At 68.7% G+C, this 17,067-nt stretch carries 16 protein-coding genes, 1 pseudogene and 1 riboswitch; of the genes and pseudogenes, 13 read left to right on the top strand and 4 right to left on the bottom strand.

Annotated features, from left to right (window positions below):
- Positions 1-491: 491 nt before the first annotated feature.
- From JVH1_RS29380 to JVH1_RS29355, 6 genes are all read left to right on the top strand, one after another.
- Entirely contained in the window at positions 492-1,865 is a 1,374-nt protein-coding gene (locus JVH1_RS29380) for an FAD-binding oxidoreductase (protein WP_009474275.1), read from the top strand.
- Positions 1,866-2,047: 182 nt separating this feature from the next.
- Complete coding sequence (locus tag JVH1_RS29375) at positions 2,048-3,166, top strand: DUF4185 domain-containing protein (RefSeq protein ID WP_009474276.1); 1,119 nt, start codon at positions 2,048-2,050, stop codon at positions 3,164-3,166.
- Between the two features lie 65 nt (positions 3,167-3,231).
- Positions 3,232-3,507 (top strand): GNAT family N-acetyltransferase, encoded by a 276-nt coding sequence (locus JVH1_RS29370; protein WP_005252788.1) that lies wholly within the window; start codon positions 3,232-3,234, stop codon positions 3,505-3,507.
- Positions 3,491-4,033, top strand: a complete 543-nt coding sequence (locus JVH1_RS29365; protein WP_009474277.1) for a DUF3558 domain-containing protein — start codon at positions 3,491-3,493, stop codon at positions 4,031-4,033. The genes JVH1_RS29370 and JVH1_RS29365 overlap by 17 nt, the downstream gene beginning before the upstream one ends.
- The gene (locus JVH1_RS29360) at positions 4,030-4,557 is read left to right on the top strand and encodes a DUF3558 domain-containing protein (RefSeq protein ID WP_009474278.1); all 528 of its coding nucleotides are present in this window, start codon (positions 4,030-4,032) and stop codon (positions 4,555-4,557) included. The genes JVH1_RS29365 and JVH1_RS29360 overlap by 4 nt, the downstream gene beginning before the upstream one ends.
- 83 nt (positions 4,558-4,640) lie before the next feature.
- Entirely contained in the window at positions 4,641-5,882 is a 1,242-nt protein-coding gene (locus tag JVH1_RS29355; RefSeq protein ID WP_009474279.1) for an MFS transporter, read from the top strand.
- Here the strand turns inward: JVH1_RS29355 and JVH1_RS29350 are convergent.
- Positions 5,875-7,428: a carboxylesterase/lipase family protein gene (locus tag JVH1_RS29350; protein ID WP_009474280.1), complete on the bottom strand. Its 1,554-nt coding sequence runs from the start codon at positions 7,426-7,428 to the stop codon at positions 5,875-5,877. The two genes, JVH1_RS29355 and JVH1_RS29350, sit on opposite strands and share 8 nt — an antisense overlap.
- A gap of 112 nt (positions 7,429-7,540) precedes the next feature.
- On the opposite strand from JVH1_RS29350, the pseudogene JVH1_RS29345 reads away from it, so the two are divergent.
- The 5 genes and pseudogenes from JVH1_RS29345 (at position 7,541) to JVH1_RS29325 (ending at position 11,717) form a co-directional block, all read left to right on the top strand.
- A pseudogene (locus JVH1_RS29345) lies at positions 7,541-8,219 on the top strand (NUDIX hydrolase).
- A 57-nt stretch (positions 8,220-8,276) separates the two neighbouring features.
- Positions 8,277-8,372: riboswitch (TPP riboswitch) on the top strand.
- Positions 8,366-9,088 carry a TenA family protein gene (locus JVH1_RS29340; protein ID WP_011594553.1) on the top strand — a complete coding sequence of 241 codons (723 nt, stop codon included), beginning with the start codon at positions 8,366-8,368 and terminating at the stop codon, positions 9,086-9,088. It overlaps the preceding riboswitch by 7 nt.
- Complete coding sequence (locus tag JVH1_RS29335; RefSeq protein WP_051033661.1) at positions 9,073-10,113, top strand: ABC transporter substrate-binding protein; 1,041 nt, start codon at positions 9,073-9,075, stop codon at positions 10,111-10,113. Before JVH1_RS29340 ends, JVH1_RS29335 begins: the two co-directional genes overlap by 16 nt.
- Entirely contained in the window at positions 10,091-10,912 is an 822-nt protein-coding gene (locus tag JVH1_RS29330) for an ABC transporter permease (protein ID WP_009474284.1), read from the top strand. Before JVH1_RS29335 ends, JVH1_RS29330 begins: the two co-directional genes overlap by 23 nt.
- Positions 10,905-11,717 (top strand): ABC transporter ATP-binding protein, encoded by an 813-nt coding sequence (locus JVH1_RS29325; RefSeq protein ID WP_009474285.1) that lies wholly within the window; start codon positions 10,905-10,907, stop codon positions 11,715-11,717. The genes JVH1_RS29330 and JVH1_RS29325 overlap by 8 nt, the downstream gene beginning before the upstream one ends.
- Before the next feature lie 13 nt (positions 11,718-11,730).
- On the opposite strand, the gene JVH1_RS29320 is transcribed toward JVH1_RS29325, so the two are convergent.
- A complete protein-coding gene (locus JVH1_RS29320) occupies positions 11,731-13,092 on the bottom strand; it encodes a wax ester/triacylglycerol synthase family O-acyltransferase (RefSeq protein ID WP_011594556.1) in 1,362 nt (453 codons plus the stop codon).
- A gap of 178 nt (positions 13,093-13,270) precedes the next feature.
- Here JVH1_RS29320 and JVH1_RS29315 point away from each other — a divergent pair, with 178 nt between their 5' ends.
- Complete coding sequence (locus tag JVH1_RS29315; RefSeq protein ID WP_009474287.1) at positions 13,271-14,260, top strand: alpha/beta hydrolase; 990 nt, start codon at positions 13,271-13,273, stop codon at positions 14,258-14,260.
- Between the two features lie 21 nt (positions 14,261-14,281).
- On the opposite strand, the gene JVH1_RS29310 is transcribed toward JVH1_RS29315, so the two are convergent.
- The gene (locus JVH1_RS29310) at positions 14,282-14,614 is read right to left on the bottom strand and encodes a ferredoxin family protein (protein ID WP_009474288.1); all 333 of its coding nucleotides are present in this window, start codon (positions 14,612-14,614) and stop codon (positions 14,282-14,284) included.
- A complete protein-coding gene (locus JVH1_RS29305; RefSeq protein WP_009474289.1) occupies positions 14,611-16,188 on the bottom strand; it encodes an FAD-binding protein in 1,578 nt (525 codons plus the stop codon). Before JVH1_RS29305 ends, JVH1_RS29310 begins: the two co-directional genes overlap by 4 nt.
- A 289-nt stretch (positions 16,189-16,477) precedes the next feature.
- Here JVH1_RS29305 and JVH1_RS29300 point away from each other — a divergent pair, with 289 nt between their 5' ends.
- On the top strand, positions 16,478-17,029 hold the full coding sequence (locus JVH1_RS29300) for a hypothetical protein (protein WP_009474291.1): 552 nt from the start codon (positions 16,478-16,480) through the stop codon (positions 17,027-17,029).
- Positions 17,030-17,067 lie beyond the last annotated feature (38 nt).

The following is a 17,067-nucleotide window of genomic DNA, read 5'->3' as shown; positions in this document are numbered from 1 at the left end:
GGTGCGGCAAAACCCGGCCCCAACCGTGTTCTAGCTCACATTTCGTGAGAATCTCCGTTTGGGTGTAACGCCTCGCCGGTGTTTGACGATGCAAGACGCTAACCCGTAGAAGTGAGTTTTTGCATTGCCTGGTCGATACGATCCGGTAACAGAGTGACGAATGTGACCTGTGTTACACCCGATTCGTCCGGGTCCTCACGGTTCACGGGACGCCCCTACCTGCATTTTCTCCTCCGGACCGACGTGCATACCCCATCGCCGGAACCCCGGAAAAAATTCACCCCCCTGATCCCACATCCTGAGACTCCTACGCGTAAGTAACTAACAGATGGACTATTGGGGTGTCGCTTCTGCACCGAACGTCCAGGTTGGAGCGATATCCGAACAATCGGGTCGGAATCGGTTCAGTTGGACGTCTGACCAATTCGAGGACACCTGCGGCCCGCTGGGTTACCGTCGGGGCGCCCGACACCCGCATTTCAGGAGTCACGATGACGGTCACCGACGACGCACTCGCGACGCTCGCCGCCGCGCTCCCCCAGGGGTGCCTCGTCACCGATCCGGACATCCTGGTCTCCTATCGCCAGGACTGGGCGCGCGACCCCGACGCCGTCCGCCCCCTCGCCGTCGCCCGCCCCGCGACCACCGAGGACGTCCAGGTGGTGATGCGCTGGGCGACCAAGCACCGGGTCCCCGTGATCCCGCGCGGTGCGGGATCCGGGCTCAGCGGCGGCGCCACCGCCGTAGCGGGGTGCGTGGTGGTCAGCACCGAGCGCATGCGCCGGATCGAGGTGGACCCGGTGACACGGACCGCCGTCGTCGAACCGGGACTGCTCAACGCGGAGGTCAAGGCCGCCGCCGCCGAGCACGGACTCTGGTACCCACCGGATCCGTCGTCGTTCGAGATGTGCTCGATCGGCGGCAACGTCGCGACCAACGCCGGCGGGCTGTGCTGCGTCAAGTACGGCGTCACCACCGACTACGTCCTCGCGCTGCGCGTGGTCCTCGCGGACGGGACGGACGTACGCCTGGGCGGGCCGCGTCTGAAGGACGTGGCCGGCCTGTCGCTGACCAAGCTGTTCGTCGGAAGCGAGGGAACCCTCGGCATCGTCACGGAGGCGACGCTGAGGCTGATCCCTGCCCAGCCGCCGTCGAGCACCCTCGTCGCGTCGTTCGCCTCCGTCCAGGCCGCCGCCGACACGGTGCTGGCCATCACCCGCACGCTGCGGCCGTCGATGCTCGAATTCATGGATCGCGCCTCGATCGGCGCCGTCGAGGACGCGCTGAAGATGGGCCTGGACCGGACGGCGGAGGCGATGCTCATCGCCCGCTCGGACGCGCCCGGTGCGATTGCGGCCGAAGAGATTTCCGTGATGGCGGACGCGTGCACGGCGAACGGCGCATCCGAGGTGTTCACCACCGACGACCCCGAGGAGGGCGAAGCCTTCGCCGCGGCAAGACGATTCGCGATCCCCGCGGTCGAGAGACTCGGCAGCCTGCTCCTCGAGGACGTCGGGGTCCCACTCCCGAAACTGCCTGCGCTGGTGGAGGGAATCGCTGCCATCTCCCGCGAGCGTGACGTGATGGTGGCGGTGATCGCGCACGCGGGCGACGGAAACACGCACCCGCTCATCGTGTTCGACCCTGAGGACGCCGCGATGGCCGAGCGTGCTCACCTCGCCTTCGGCGAGATCATGGACCTCGCAATCTCTCTCGGCGGCACGATCACCGGCGAGCACGGCGTCGGCCGGCTGAAGAAGGCCTGGCTGCCCGACCAGTTGGGCGAGGACGTCATGGAATTGACGCATCGAATCAAGAACGCACTGGACCCGCTGGGGATCCTCAACCCCGGAGCGATTCTGTAGCTACGCCGGCGGGATGCGAGACCCAATGGTTACCCAAGGGACTGGTGTGGCAGGTGAGGTATTGCTAGCGTGACCGGACCCGACTCGATTCCTCGCAGAGAGGTGCGCTCGTGACCAGACTCCGCCGTGTCGCCTCCCTGGCGATGCCCGCCTTACTTGCTTCTACCTGCACGTTTTTCACGATGACGCCCCCCGTCGCGACGGCGGCGCCGTGCCTCGGCGGAACCGGCAGCCTCGGATCGAGCGGCTCCAACCAGGGCATCAACCCCATTCCCTGGCTCAACGGAAGCGACGGTCGCCTTCCCGAGTTGCGTGGCAAAACTCAGGCTATCGCGCACATCACCGGACCGCGCAGCTCCAACGACACGATCGGCAGGTTCCGGGTGCTCGGCACCGACCTCGGCATCATGTGGGACAACGGCGGCGGTGAGATCCTCACCGCGTTCGGTGACACCGTCGGGCTGAGCGACAACCCGCTGTGCGGTCTGGTCGGCGACTGGCGCAGCAACATCCTGTTGCGCAGCTCCGACAAGGACCTCACCGACGGGATGCGCATCGACAATTCCCCGGTCGATACCCCGAACCATTCCAAGGAGATCATCCAGAGCAAGAAGATCCCGGGTGTGGAGCAGACCGTCATCCCCACCACCGGCATCTCGGTCGGCGAGGGCCCCGGCGCGACGCAGTACATCAACTACATGTCCGTGCGGAGCTGGGGTGCCCCCGGCGAGTGGGACACCAACGCGTCCGGCATCGCGTACTCCGTGGACAACGGCGAGAACTGGGTCACCGATCCCCTGACGCTGCGGCCCAACGTGCCCGGCACGGGCGCTGAGAACTTCCAGATGGGCTCGTACGTCAAGCACGACGGGTTCGTCTACGGTTTCGGCACGCCGTCGGGTCGTTCCGGCGACGCCCGGTTGTCGCGGGTGAAGGAAGCGGATATCCGGAACCTCACGTTGTACGAGTACTGGGACGGCAAGGCGTGGGCGAAGGCCAACGCCACCGTCGCCGCACCCGTCATACCCGGACCCGTCAGCGAGTTGTCGGTGCAGTTCAACCAGTACCTCGGTCAGTTCGTGGCGATGTACACCGATGCCGGCAATTCGGTGGTCATGCGCCGGTCCGACCACCTCGAATCCGGCTGGAGCGAACCCGAGGTACTGGTGAGCAGCCGGGACGTGCCCGAGCTGTACGGCGCGTACATGCACCCGTGGTCGCAGGGATCCGATCTGTATTTCCTGGCCACCACCTGGTCGGACTACAACGTCATGCTGCTGCGCACCAACCTCGCGGACTGACGGTAATCTGCGAGTGACAGCGTGCGCGGGTCAGCGCGCACGCCACACGAGCAGAGGAGCGGTCTGTGGCGGCCACGGTGGAGCACGACGTGTCGGAATCCCGGTTCGAGATCTACCTCGACGGCCAGCTGGCCGGATACGCCGACTATTTCGAGCGGAACGGTGCCCGCGACTTCCACCACACCGTCACGTACCCCCAGTTCCGCGGTCAGGGTCTGGCCGCGGAAGTGGTGAAGGCCGCCCTCGACGATACGAAGGCCAGCGGGCTCACCGTGATTCCGTCGTGCTCGTACGTCGAGAAGTACATCGCCGAGAATCCGAGCTATGCGGAGCTCGTCTGATCCGGTCCGCCTGACCGTCCGCGCGTCGTGTCTGGTCGCCGCGGCGGTCGTGCTGGCCGGCTGCGGTGCCGGCGACGGTTCCGAGACCGATCCGGCGGTGTCCACCCAGACCACGACGGTGGCCGCGCAGCCCGGCGCGTTCGTGGGTGAATGCGGATCGCTGACCGACGCGGAGGTGTACGAGCGCGCCGGGATCACCGCGCTCACCCCGGTGTCACGCAACGGCATCAAGTGCCGGTGGGAAGCGGACGGCGGCGAACGGTACGTGATGTTCACCTGGTACCGCGGCAGCCCCATCGACCGGGAGCGGTCGGTGGCCAAGGGCATCGGTCACGAGGTCCACGACCTCGAGATCGCCGGGCACCGCGGGTTCTCCTCGCAGAACGTCGGATTCTGCGAGGTCGCGCTCGGCACGGGTTCCGACTTCGTGCACTGGCTGGTCCGCTACGGCACGGCCACCGCACCCTCCGATCCGTGCGCGGCCCCGACCGCGCTCGGCCGGCTGACGTTGGAGAAGGTCAAGTGAGCGCCGGCCGCCGGGTCGCCGCGGCGCTGGCGTCGGCGATGATCCTGGCCGGCTGCGGCACCTCCGTCACCGGTAGTCCCCTGCCCGAGGGCGCCGCAACCACCGACGACGGCGGCTCGCCGCAGTTCGACAAACTCCTCCGCGAGTGCGACGCCGTCCCCAACGACAAGATCGCGGAGACCCTCCACGGCGCCGGCATCGACCAGTACTTCTTCGGCGCGGTGTGCATGTGGACGGTGTCGTCCGCCGCCGGTTCGATCGACGTCACGTTCGGCTGGTTCGAGAACAACTCGCTGCAACGCGAGCGGAGTGTGGCGGATGGGCTGGGCTACCAGGTGGAAACAACGTCGATCGCGGGCACGTCGGCGTTCAGCGCCCGGCGTCCGGGTGATTCGGCGACGTGCGGGATCACCGCCGCCTACTCGGGCGTCATCACCTGGTGGGTGCAGCAGCGGTCGGGCACCGGCGACCCGTGCGACGGAGCGCGTACCCTCGCCGAACTGACCCTGCAACGCAACCAGTAGCGGCCGAAATTCGCTCGCGGTGGCCCCGACCTCGCTGTTAGCGTCGAAGGACCACCGATCGAGCCGACCAGAGGACCCTTGCCGTGACCGCCACCGAGACGGCTGTGACTCGCCGGTTCGGGCCCCTGATCCTCCTGAACCTCGCGACGCTGTTCTCGTCCACCGGCAACGGCATCGCGATCGTCGTGCTGCCCTGGCTCGTGCTCGAGAGGACAGGTCGCGCGTCCGACGCCGCGATCGTCGCGGGCGCGGCCACCCTCCCGCTGCTGGTGTCGAGCCTGTTCGCGGGCACGTTCGTCGACCTGTTCGGACGTCGTCGCACGTCGATGATCTCCGACTGCCTGTCCGCCCTGTCCGTGGCGGCCATCCCGGTGATCGCGAACACGACGGGCCTCACCGTCACGGTGATCGCCGTCCTCGCCGCGATCGGCGCCGCGTTCGATCCGGCCGGAATCGCGGCGCGGGAGTCGATGCTGCCGGCCGCCACGAAGTCCGCGGGCTGGTCACTCGACCGGATGAACAGCCTCTACGAGGCCAACTACAACGTGGCGTATCTCGTCGGACCGGGCATCGGTGGTGTCCTCATCGCGACGGTGGGTGCGGTGAACACGTTGTGGGTCACCGCCGTCGGCTTCGTGCTGTCCGTGGTGACCATCGCGTTCCTGCGACTGGAGAACGCCGGCAGACCCGACACCTCCACGCGCCCGACGTCCATCTGGCACGGCACGCTCGAGGGCCTGAAGTTCGTGTGGCACAACCGGCTCCTGCGCACGATCGCTCTCGTCGACATGGCGGTGGTCGCGCTGTACATGCCCGTCGAGTCGGTGGTGTTCCCGGTGTACTTCACCGAACTCGACAAGCCCGCGCAACTGGGTTCGGTGCTGATGGCACTCAGTATCGGCGGTGTGGTGGGTGCCCTCGCGTACGGACCGCTCGCGCCGTACGTGTCGCGCAGGATGCTGATGGTGGTGGCGGTGACGGTGCTGGGCGCTGCCATGGTCGCGATGGCGTTCCTGCCGCCGCTGTGGGCGATTCTGGCGCTGGCCCTCCTCCAGGGTCTCGTGTTCGGTCCGGTCGGCCCGATCGCCAACTACGCCATGCAGACTCGCAGTCCGGAGCACATGCGGGGGCGCGTCACCGGGGTCATGACGTCCACCGCGTACGCCGCGGGTCCGCTGGGTTACCTGCTAGCCGGTCCCCTCCTCGACAAGTGGGGAATTCAGCCGACGTTCTTCGTGCTCGCGATCCCGGTCCTGATCATCGGGCTGGCCTGCTTGGCGCTGCCCGTTCTGAAGGAACTGGACGACAAGGTGCCCGTCAGTTGAAGCCCATGACGTCGTTGCCCCAGGCGATCCGCATCTCGTGGTCGGGGTCCTTCACGAGGGTGTCCGCGCCGTCGATCAGCAACGTCGAGCGGTTCTCCTCGTCGTAGGGGGCCCAGTGCTTGGACCCGTCCAGCGCGGCGGGGACACCGTGTCGCGCGAACGCGAGCCACCGGCGCTGGATCCGGCCCGACACCTCGAGCGCCGTCTTCCGGCCGCCGAGCCAGAACGTCGGGTCGATGTTGAGGGTGTCGAAATTGCCGAAGACGTACGGGAGTTCGGTGGCGTGGCCGGCTCCGATGCGCGCGGCCTTGAGCATCGGCGTGGCCTGATCGAACCGGTACATCCACGTCGGCGAGTGCCTGCTGTGGGCGTCGGCCACCCACAGGGCGGGCATCCGGAACGCGGCGTCCCGCGACATCGCGAGCGCGCCCTTCGGCTTTCCGCGGTCCGGGTACGCCGACAGGATGTCGGCGAGGCGGGCGGCGGGCAGTTCGGGGTGATCGGCCGCGATCGCCCTCAGCATCTCCTGCACCGAATCCGACGTGACCGGCAGCAGAGGCGATTTCATGAACTTGAAGATCGACGACTCGTCCTTGTTGGAACCGATGATGAGAGGGATGCGGTGGGAGTGGCCCTTCTGGAACGCGGCCACCGGATAGCGGGGCAGGAAGTCGCGGTCCACCACGGGCGCCATGGCGAGCGTGCCCGGAATCCTCGTCGGCACCTCGTTGACGAGTGTGTCGCTGGCCTCTATCACCGTGCGGTACGGAAGGTGCAGCAGTGTGTCGATCTGCGCGGGTTCCACCTCGAGGATGTCGAGGAACTGTTTCGCGACGGTGGCCGCCCGCTCGCTCCCGTAGACCGACGTGGCGGGCGGGCTCTGGGCGATCGCGCGGTGGAAGAGCCCCTCCGCGCTCGGACACGTCATCAGCGTGGTGATCGATCCAGCCCCGGACGACTCCCCGAACACCGTCACCTCGTCCGGGTCACCGCCGAACGACGCGATGTTGTCGCGCACCCATTCGAGGGCCGCGACCTGGTCACGCAGCCCGCAGTTGGTCTCGAACACCCGCTCGGCCGTCGAGAACGACGACAGGTCGAGGAAGCCGAGCGCTCCCACCCGGTAGTTGAACGAGACCAGCACGACGTCGCCGAGAGTAGACAGGATGCGCCCGTTGTAGATGCCCTGAGCTGCGGTTCCCAGGCAGTAGGCACCGCCGTGGATCCACACCATCACCGGCCGCGGGGTGCCGTCGGGTCTCGGGGCCCAGACGTTGACGGACAGGCAGTCCTCGTCCATCTCGAGTCCGGCATCGATGGGGACGGCGGTGCCGTGCCCCTGCGGCGCCATCGGGCCGAAGTCGACGCAGTCGCGCACACCGTCCCACGGTGTGGGCGGGGTCGGGGCGCGGAACCGCAGATCGCCGACGGGGGCCGCGGCGAACGGAATGCCCTTCCACGCGTAGACGTCGCCCTCGGGGTACCCACGCACCTCACCGTCCCGGGCGCGGACGACGAGCGTGTCGCCGGACTTGTCGACCTCCACGGACGAATCTCCTCACGCAGCACGTTCCGGGAATCTCTCGCCAAACTACCAACGATGAGCAGGCAGGACCGATCGAACGCGACATAGATCAACAGTGCGCTAACATTCCCGCGTGGCCGCATGGACCGATTCCGGGGGCAAGAGCCTCCTCGACTACCCGCGCCCGTCCGTGGCGGTCGACGTCGCCATCCTCACCGTCGACGGCCCGGGAACTGAAAGTTCTTGTGGTTCCGGATCGTTCGGGCCGGCTCGCCCTCCCCGGCACGTTTCTCCACGAGGGTGAGCGACTGCGGGACGCCGCCGAGCGGTGCCTGCGGATCAAGGCCGGTCTGACGGGCACCGAATTCCATCAGCTGGCGATGCTGGACGATCCCGGCCGCGACGATCGCGGGTGGGTGCTGTCGATGACGCACGGCGCCGCGCTGCCCCGCACGGCGCTCCCCCGCGACACGATGTTGATCACCGTCGACGACGACCGGGTGACGCAGGACCTGGCGTTCGACCACGCGGACGGCGTCACCCTCGCCGTCGCCGACCTGAGAGAGCGATACGCGCGGGCCGTCGACCCGTCCGGCCTGGCCGGCGACACGTTCACGGTGCTCGAACTCCGCCGGGTGTACGAGGTGGTGTTCGGGCGTCCCCTGCCGAAGGACTCGTTCCGCCGGCACCTGATGCCGGCCCTCGAGAACACCGGTGACATGGCCGTCGTCGGGACCGGCCGGCCCGCGGAGATCTACCGGCGCGGACCCGCACCCCTTCCGCCGAGCGCGGCCGCGTTCCTCGCCGGCTGAGCCCGTCCACCGACCCGGGCCTTTCCGCCCGCGGCAGGGCCGGTGCTAGGGTCGGCTTGTTCTGACACGGGGTGCTCCGCACGGGCGGGGCTGAGAACACACCCGGGAACCTGCTCAGGTAATGCTGACGAAGGGATGTCAACGTTGTGAATAGCTCTGTCCAAGATGCTGCCGGCGCCGGCCAGCACGCCCGATTCACGGACCACTTGTGGGACCGGACCAAGGTGCTGCGCGAGGCGATCGACGAACTCGAGTTCCTGCGCCGCCTCGGCGACGGAACGCTGCCGCTGGACGTGTTCCGCACGTACATCGAGCAGGATTTCCTGTACCTGACCGGGTACGCGAAGGCCCTCTCACTGGTGGCCGCGCACGCCCCGGGCCCGGTCGAGGCCGGCTTCTGGGCGGGTTCGGCCGCCGAGGCCGCCACGGTCGAGGCCACGCTGCACCAGAATCTGCTGACCAGCGGACAACTCCCCGAGTCGGACGTGGAGCCGCTGCATTCGCCGGCCTGCCTCGGGTACATCTCCTACCTGACGGCCGTCGCCGCCACCGAGCCGTACGCGGTGGCCGCCGCGGCGGTGCTGCCCTGCTTCTGGATCTACGCCGACGTCGGGCACCGGCTCGCGGCGAGCGCCCGCGAGGTGCTTTCCGCCGACCCGTCGCACCCGTACGCACAGTGGGTGACCACCTACGACGCGGAGGAGTTCCACGCCGCCGTCGCGAGGGCCCGCGAACTCGTGGATGCCGCGGCCGAGGCCGCGACCGACGCCCAGCGCGAGGCGATGACGGAGGCGTTCGTGATCGCCAGCCGCTACGAACTCATGTTCTGGGACACCGCTCTCAACAAGCAGGAATGGCCGGCGTCGTGACACTCTTCTCTCGTACCAAGCGCGCTGCCACCGCAGCCGTCATCCTGGTCTCCGCCCTGTCGCTGCTCACCGGTTGCGCCGGTGACTCGCAGTCCGGCGACACCATCCGGTTCGCACTCGACTGGACACCGAACACCAACCACACCGGCCTGTTCGTCGCCCAGCAGGAAGGCTGGTTCGCGGACGCCGGCCTCGATGTTCAGGTGCTGCCCTACAACGACACCTCGCCCGACACCCTGGTCGACGCCGGTAACGCGGAGTTCGGGGTGAGCTTCCAGAGTTCCGCGACGTTCTCGAAGGCCGCGGGCGCACAGACCACGTCGGTGATGGCTCCGCTGCAGCACTGGGCGACGGGCATCGCGGTGAAGGCGGATCGCGCCGACATCACCCGCCCCCGGGATCTGGACGGCAAGATCTACGCCGGGTTCGCGGATCCGGACGGCGAGGAGACGCTGAAGCAGATCATCCGGAACGACGGCGGCAAGGGCGAATTCACCACCGTCACGCTCGGCACCTCGGCGTACGAGGCCGTGTACTCCGGCACCGCCGACTTCACCGTCTCGTTCTTCGGCTGGGAGGGCATCGAGGCCGAACACCAGGGCACCCCGATGCGCTACTTCCACTACACCGACTACGGCTTCCCGGATGCGTACGCGCTCGTCATCGAGGGCAACGAGCAATGGATGGCCGACCATCCCGAGCAGGCCCGCAAGTTCGTCCAGGCCCTGCAGCGCGGATACCAGTTCGCCGCCGACCGGCCGGACGAGGCCGCGCAGATCCTGATCGACGCCAACCCCGGCGCCTTCACCGACGAGTCCCTCGTGCGGGAGAGCCAGCAGATGCTGTCCTCCGAGTACATGAAGGACAGTTCCGGCAAGGTCGGGACCCAGACGGCCGAGCAGTGGGCGGGGTACTCCGGTTTCCTGTTCAAGCACGGCCTGCTCACCGGCCCCGACGGGGCACCGCTGACCACGGAACCCGACTGGTCGACGTATTTCACCAATGAGTACCTCACTCAGCCCTGACCCGAGTCTGCGCACTACGGCCCCGGGCACGTCCCCGCTGCTGCGGCGGGTGCTGCCCGCGGTCGTGGTCGTGGCACTGCTGGTCGTCGCGTGGCAGGTGTACGTGACGGTCAGCGATATCCGGCCGCAGGTGCTGCCGTCGCCGCTGCGGGTGGTCCAGCAGGGTTGGCGGGCGCGGGACGCCATCTCCGGTCACGCCTCCGCGACACTGCAGGTGACGCTGATCGGGTTCGCCGTCTCCCTGCTCTTCGCGTGGGCCCTCGCGGTGCTCGTGGACTTCTCGCCGTGGCTGCGACGCGCGTTCGTTCCACTGTTCGTCGTGTCGCAGACGCTGCCGATCATCGCGATCGCGCCGCTGATGATCATCTGGTTCGGATTCGGTCTGCTGCCGAAGATTCTCGTGATCGCCCTCGCCACGTTCTTCCCGATGACGATCGGTCTGATCGAGGGTTTCGCCGCGGCCGACCGGGAGGCGGGCGCGTTGTTGCGCAGCATGGGCGCCTCACGGTGGCAGGAATTCCGCTACGTGCGGCTTCCGTCGGCGATCCCCCGGTTCTTCACCGCCCTGCGCATCGGCATCACGTACGCCGTGGTGGGTGCCGTGTTCGCCGAATACGTCGGGGCCACGTCCGGTCTCGGCATCTACATGGCGACGCAGAAGAACTCCTTCCGCACCGACCTCGTGCTGGCGGCGGTGCTCGTGACCGCCGTGATCAGCGTCAGCCTCTACCTGCTCACCTTCGCGGTCGAGCGCGTCGTCGCCCCGTGGATCAAGAACGAGAGGGCCCGGCATGAGTGAGACCGCGCGCGTCGCACTGTCCGGTCTGAGCAAGGGATTCCCGGTCCGCGGCGGCATCCGGCCCGTCCTCGACGACGTCTCGTTCACGGTCGAACCGGGTGAGTTCGTGTCGGTGATCGGCCCCAGCGGGTGCGGGAAAAGCACCGCGTTCTCCATGCTCGCCGGTCTCGACCAACCCGACTCCGGCACCGTCACGATCGGCGGCGAACCGGTGCGTCCCGCGGGGAGTGGCCCCGCGAAATGCGCGTACATGCCGCAGAAGGACCTGCTGTTCCCGTGGCGCACCGTCCTCGACAACACCACCCTCGGACTCGAGGTGCAGGGCGTGCCCCGGAAACAGGCGCGGGACAAAGCCCGGGAATTATTCTCCGTGTTCGGTCTCGGCGGGTTCGAGGACGCCCGTCCCAGCCAGCTGTCCGGCGGGATGCGACAACGGGCCGCGATGCTGCGGACCGTCGTCCAGGACCGTCCGGTGCTGCTGCTCGACGAGCCGTTCGGCGCCCTGGATTCGTTGACCCGCACCGAGATGCAGACCTGGCTGCAGGATGTGTGGCAGCGCTACCGGTGGACCGTCCTGATGATCACCCACGACATCCGGGAGGCCGTCTACCTGTCGGACCGGGTGGTCGTGCTGTCCGCGCGGCCCGCCACCGTGCGGCGCGACGTGACGGTGGGCCTGCCCCGTCCCCGCGAATTGTCGATGATGACGTCGCCCGAGTTCGCGGACGTCGAACACGAACTGCTCGGGGTGCTCCACGAGGAGTCGCGGCGAGCACTCGTCGAGCAGGAGTCGGCCCGGCACTGAAACAGGCCGCGCCTCAGAGCAATGCCGCCTCGAGCTCACCCAGAGCAGTCTCGAGATAGAAGAGGATGCGCTGCAGGCTCGGCACCGACCGACGGCACCCGATGACACCGAAATCGAGGTTGCCGCCGTTCGTGGTGAGCGTGATGTTGAGTGCCTGCCCGTCCAGCACCACCGACGTCGGGTAGATGCCGTCCAGCCGGGACCCGTTCCAGTACATGGTCTTCCGCGGTCCCGGGACGTTGGAGATGATCACGTTGAACGGCGGCGGCGTGAAGCGGACGAACCCCGGCACCGGTGTCAGAGCGATCGGCGACATGTTGACCGCGGACCACGCCAGCGCCTGCATCGAGGTGAGGCTGCCGAACAGCTCCTTCCCCTGGGACATGGAGGCGGAGATCGCCGTCAGGCGCTCGGCCGGGTCGTCGACGTCCGTCGCCAGGTTGCACAACGTGACCCCCACCGCGTTGCCGCCGGCGTCGGCCTGCTGCTCGTCGCGCAGCGACACCGGAACCATCGCGATCAGCGGCTCGTCGGGCAGCGCGTTCTGTTCCTCCAGATACCCCCGCAACGCCCCGGCGCACATGGCCATCACGACGTCGTTGACACTGACCCCCGCCACCTTCCGGACGGCGTGGACGCGTTCGAGCGGCCAGGACTGCGCGGCGAATCGGCGCGCGCCACCGATCGGGACGTTCAACATGGTGCGGGGCGCCTCGTACGGAAACCTCATGTCGTGCTGCCCCATCGCGGTGCGGGCGATGCGCAGCGACGCAGGCGCGAGACCGGCCACCTCACCGACCGTGCGGCGGACCCCGTTCATCACCGACCAGAGGTCGGGGGCGGGGGCGGCACCGTTGGCCGACGCCCTGCGCGGCAGGTTCCACGGCGGCGGTGCGTCGCGCACGTCCGGGTCGGTCGACAGCGTCCGCATCAGCAGCCGCAAACCGGAGACCCCGTCCATCAGCGAGTGGTGCAGCTTGGTGTAGATCGCGAACCGGCCGTCGCTGAGACCCTCGATCAGATACATCTCCCACAGCGGGCGATGACGGTCCAGAAGCGTGCCGTGCAACCGGGACGTCAGCGTCAGCAGTTCCCGGACCCGATACGGGGCCGGCAGCGCCGAATGACGCACGTGGTATTCGAGATCGACGTCCGACTCGTCGGCCCACCACAGGTTCCCGAGACTGCCGACGGGGCCCGCAGGTTTCTTCCGAAAGGCGGGGTCGACGTCCGTGTGCTCGAGCAGTGTTTCGTGCATCGACTTCACGTAGTCGGGGCCGGCATCCTCCGGCGGTGTGAACAATTCGAGCGATCCCACGTGCATCGGATGCTCTCGCGATTCGCCGAGAAGGAATATCGAATCGGTAACCGGCATGATCCCCACCTGGACGTTCACCCCCGCTCGGTCACTATCCCATTACGACTTCCGTCTGGATGCTACGTCGGGCGTAGCGTCCGTGCGACCAACTTCGATGTAGACCGTACGGCGCAAAGAGGTGGAAAACCTAAAGGAAGCAAGTCGACGGGCACCGAGGCCGGATCGGAGGCAGGCAATGAGCACTGCGACTTACGAATTCTGCCCGTCACCCCTCCCGGTGACGCGGCGGGAGTTCGCCGGAACCAGCCTGCAGTCGACGGCCCTCGCCCACACACTCCGACGCACGGTCCGGCCGTTCCTGGACGGGTGGGCGCGCTACCCCGAACTGCCGTGGCCCACGGGAGTCGTCGACCTGTTCGGGTACTCGCTCGGTCCCATCCGCGGAACCGTGCGCAGGCCCATCCGGCTGCCGCACTGCCGCGCCGAATGGATCCGGCCGCCGGGTGAGCTCGGCGACCGGGCGATCCTCTACCTCCACGGCGGGGCGTTCCTGTGCTGCGGGATCAACTCCCACCGCCAGATGGTGTCCCGGATCTCGGCGGAGTCGCAGGCGTCGACGCTGAACGTCGCGTACCGGATGATCCCGCGGAATCCCATCCGGGCGGCCGTCGAGGACGGTGTCGACGGGTACCGGTGGCTGCTCTCGCACGGCTACACCGCAGACCGGATCGTCATCGCCGGCGATTCGGCGGGCGGGTTCCTGACGTTCATGGTGACGCTCGAAGCGCTGCGCCAGGGGTTGCCGCGTCCCGCCGCCGACGTCGCGCTGTCGCCGCTGACCGACCTCGATCCGGTGAACAAGCTGGCCCATCCCAACGCCGACCTCTGCGCTGTCTTCCCCAAACGCGCGGTCGGTGCCCTGTCCAGGCTGATCGAAAGGCTGGACACCAGGGGCGGGCACGAGCCGTCCACGTCACCCGTGGACGGCTCCCTCGCCGCCATGCCGCCGGCGCTGATCCAGACCGGCTCGCAGGAAATGGTCTACGTCGACGCGGAACTGATGTCCGAGCGGCTGTCCCAGGCGGGCGTGCCGTGCGAACTGCAGGTGTGGGAACGGCAGGTGCACGTCTTCCAGGCCGCCGCCGGACTGCTCCCCGAGGGCACCCGCGCCATCCGCGAGATCGGCCGGTTCATCCGCAAGGCCACACCCGTGAGTACTTCTTGACCGCCGGACGTTGACAAGTACTCACGGGGTGAAGAGGTGGTTCCGGTCGAGCGTGGACCCCGGCGTGCGACGGCCACCCCACCCGATCACGGCGCGGTAGGCGCCGAGCGCCCCGGACTCCGCCAAACCCTCGGCGTCGGTGTGCGTCGAGTCCTCGGGAACCGGGGTGTCGAACGGCGCGACATACAGCGCGTCGGTCGGACAGTTCGCTTCACACATGAAGCATGTCTGACAGTCCTCCTGATGCGCGACGACGGGAACCCCGTCCGTGCCGCGGCGGAAGACGTCCGTCGGGCAGACCTTGATGCAGATGTCGCACTGCACGCAGCGGTCGGCGACGACGACCTCGATCACGACGCGACCGTCCGGGCCTCGGCGGTTCCGTGTTCCGGCCGCACCCACACCTCGCCCAGTCCGCCCGACAGCAGTCGACGGGTCTGCGCCGGATCGGTGTCGGGCAGGTCGGTGCGCACGTGCATTCCCCTGGTCTCGGTCCGCGCCAGCGCGGAGTGCGTCGACCACCGCGCGACGGCGAGCATCGCGGCGGCCGAACGTGCCTGCAGCAGCTCCCGTTCGGTGCCGCCGAGCAGATCGGCGGCACCCGACCAGGCCTCGTCGAGGGCGGTCACGCTGTCCTGCAGGCTCGTCGCGCTGCGCCGGTAGCTGCGTCGCAGCGGCAGGGTGTGCTCCTGCACCAGTCCGACGATGGAGCGCGACGCCTGCCGGCGGGCCGACGGTCCGCGCAGTCCCGCCGCGCCCGCGCCGCGCACCCTGTCGGGGACGGGACGCGTCCGCGCGAACCGGGCGGCACCCGCGCCGGCCCACGTCCCCGAGGAGATGGCCCACGCCCCGTTGTGGCTGCCGCCGCCGCTGCGACCGCCGGTGATGAGCTCCCGGGTGGCCGCGTCGCCCGCCACGAACAGGCCGGGAACGTCGCTGGCGCAGTCGGTGCCGGCGACCCGGATGCCGCCGGTTCCGCGCACCGTACCCTCCAATACGGCTCGCACGGGATACTTCTGCGTGAACGGGTCGATGCCCGCCTTGTCCAGCGGCAGAAAGTAGTTCGGTTGCGAGGTGCGCATGGCTGCGCGAATGTCGGGTCTGGCCCGGTCCAGTCGCGCGTACACGGGGCGGCCGGCGGCGAGGTGCGCCATCGCGGCGCCGCGTGCGGAGAAGCCGCCGTCGCCCAGCGTCCGACCGTCCGCGTCGTAGTAGGTGGCGAACTGCATCATCAAACCCTTGGTGTGGCCACTCCACGCCGGTGCCAGCGCGTAGGCCGTCGAGAATTCCATGCCCGAGAACGATGCCCCGACCTCGGCGGCCATCAGCAGTCCGTCGCCGGTGTCGACGTTCGTCCCGAAGCTTCCGGACAGGAAGGCGCAGCCGCCGGTCGCGACGACCACCGCCCCGGCGCGCACCGACCACGGCGCGTATCCGTTCTGCCGTTGCAGGCCCGCGGCACCGGACACGACGCCGTCACCGGTGGTGAGCAGTTCCAGGGCGGGGCTGTGGTCGAGGATGGTGACCCCGGCGCGGTGCACGCGCCTGCGCATCCGGCGCATGTACTCCGGCCCCTGCAGGCTGGTGCGCACCTCTCGGCCGTCGTCGCCGGACGGAAACCGGTAGCCGGCGCCTGCCAGTTCGTCCACCCGGTGGTGGGTCTCCTCGAGGACCCGGTACATCCAGGCCGGCTCCGACAGCCTGCCGCCGTCCTCGAAGCGAGCCTGCACCGACCGTTCGCGTGCCGGCCCGGGCGGGACATTCCACAGGTTGTTGCCGCCCGACGCGGTGGGACCGCTGGTGCCGCAGTACCCCTTGTCGGCGAGGACGACCCGCGCGCCGTCCCGGGCCGCCGCCAGTGCCGCCCACGTTCCGGCGGGTCCGCCGCCGAGGACGAGGACGTCGGCGTCGATCTCGAGCCGGCTCACGAAGCGAACAGCATCGCCGACGCGGCGACGGCCGCCCCGGTTCGTTCGGACAGCGGGCGGCGGAACAACCAGTCGAGTAGAGACATCGTTACCCCCGGTCGGAGCGGTATGGACACCGCTCGATCGTCGGCTGACCGGCTCGTCCGAACAAGGGTTCTCGTCAGCGTGCGCCGAACCCCGGCAACCATCCAGCGAACCCGCCCCGACGACTTACCTTCCGGACACATGCGGCAGCAGGCGGCACCGCCCTCTATGGTGGACGCATTTGCACGCCGAGGACGGGTAGCGCATGGACGACAGGACTGTAGCGATCGGGGCACTCGCGATTGCCACCGTGTCGGCGGTCTCCGGCCTGATGATCGGCGCCGCGGGCGGCGCGTTCGGCAACCGCGGGCCGGCAGTCGCGCCACCGCCGCTGACGTCGGAGGGCCTGCAAGCCGCCGGGCCCTACAGCGCCGCACCGGCCACCTTCCAGGTGTTCGTCCCGCCGACCCCCACCTGGCAGATGGCCGACCTCACCACCCCGCGGGCCGTCACGCTCACCACCGAACCGGCGCCGGTGACCACGGCGCCGCCGCCCGCGCCCTCGACGACCCCCGCCCCGCCTCCGCCGGTCCGGACCACGGTCGCGCCGCCTCCGCCGACGATCAGCCTGGCCCCGGTCACCACACCCGTCACCCGGCCTCCCGTGATCGCGACGACCGAGCAGTCCGTGCCCCGGATCGCCGCCCCGCCGTCCGCGGCACCCGCGGAGCCGACGCTGCCGCCGGTCACCACCACTACGACGACGACGCGTCCGGTGATCACCATCCCGCCCGTCACCACCAGACCGCGGGGCTGACGCTCACCCGAGCCTTTCCGAGAGCAGCAGTCGGTAAG

It is taken from the genome of Rhodococcus sp. JVH1, assembly GCF_000280725.2.
Classification (GTDB): Bacteria; Actinomycetota; Actinomycetes; order Mycobacteriales; family Mycobacteriaceae; genus Rhodococcus_F; species Rhodococcus_F jostii_A.
The sequence above is the reverse complement of the archived record's forward strand: the minus strand, read 5'-3'. Positions and strand labels throughout refer to the sequence as shown.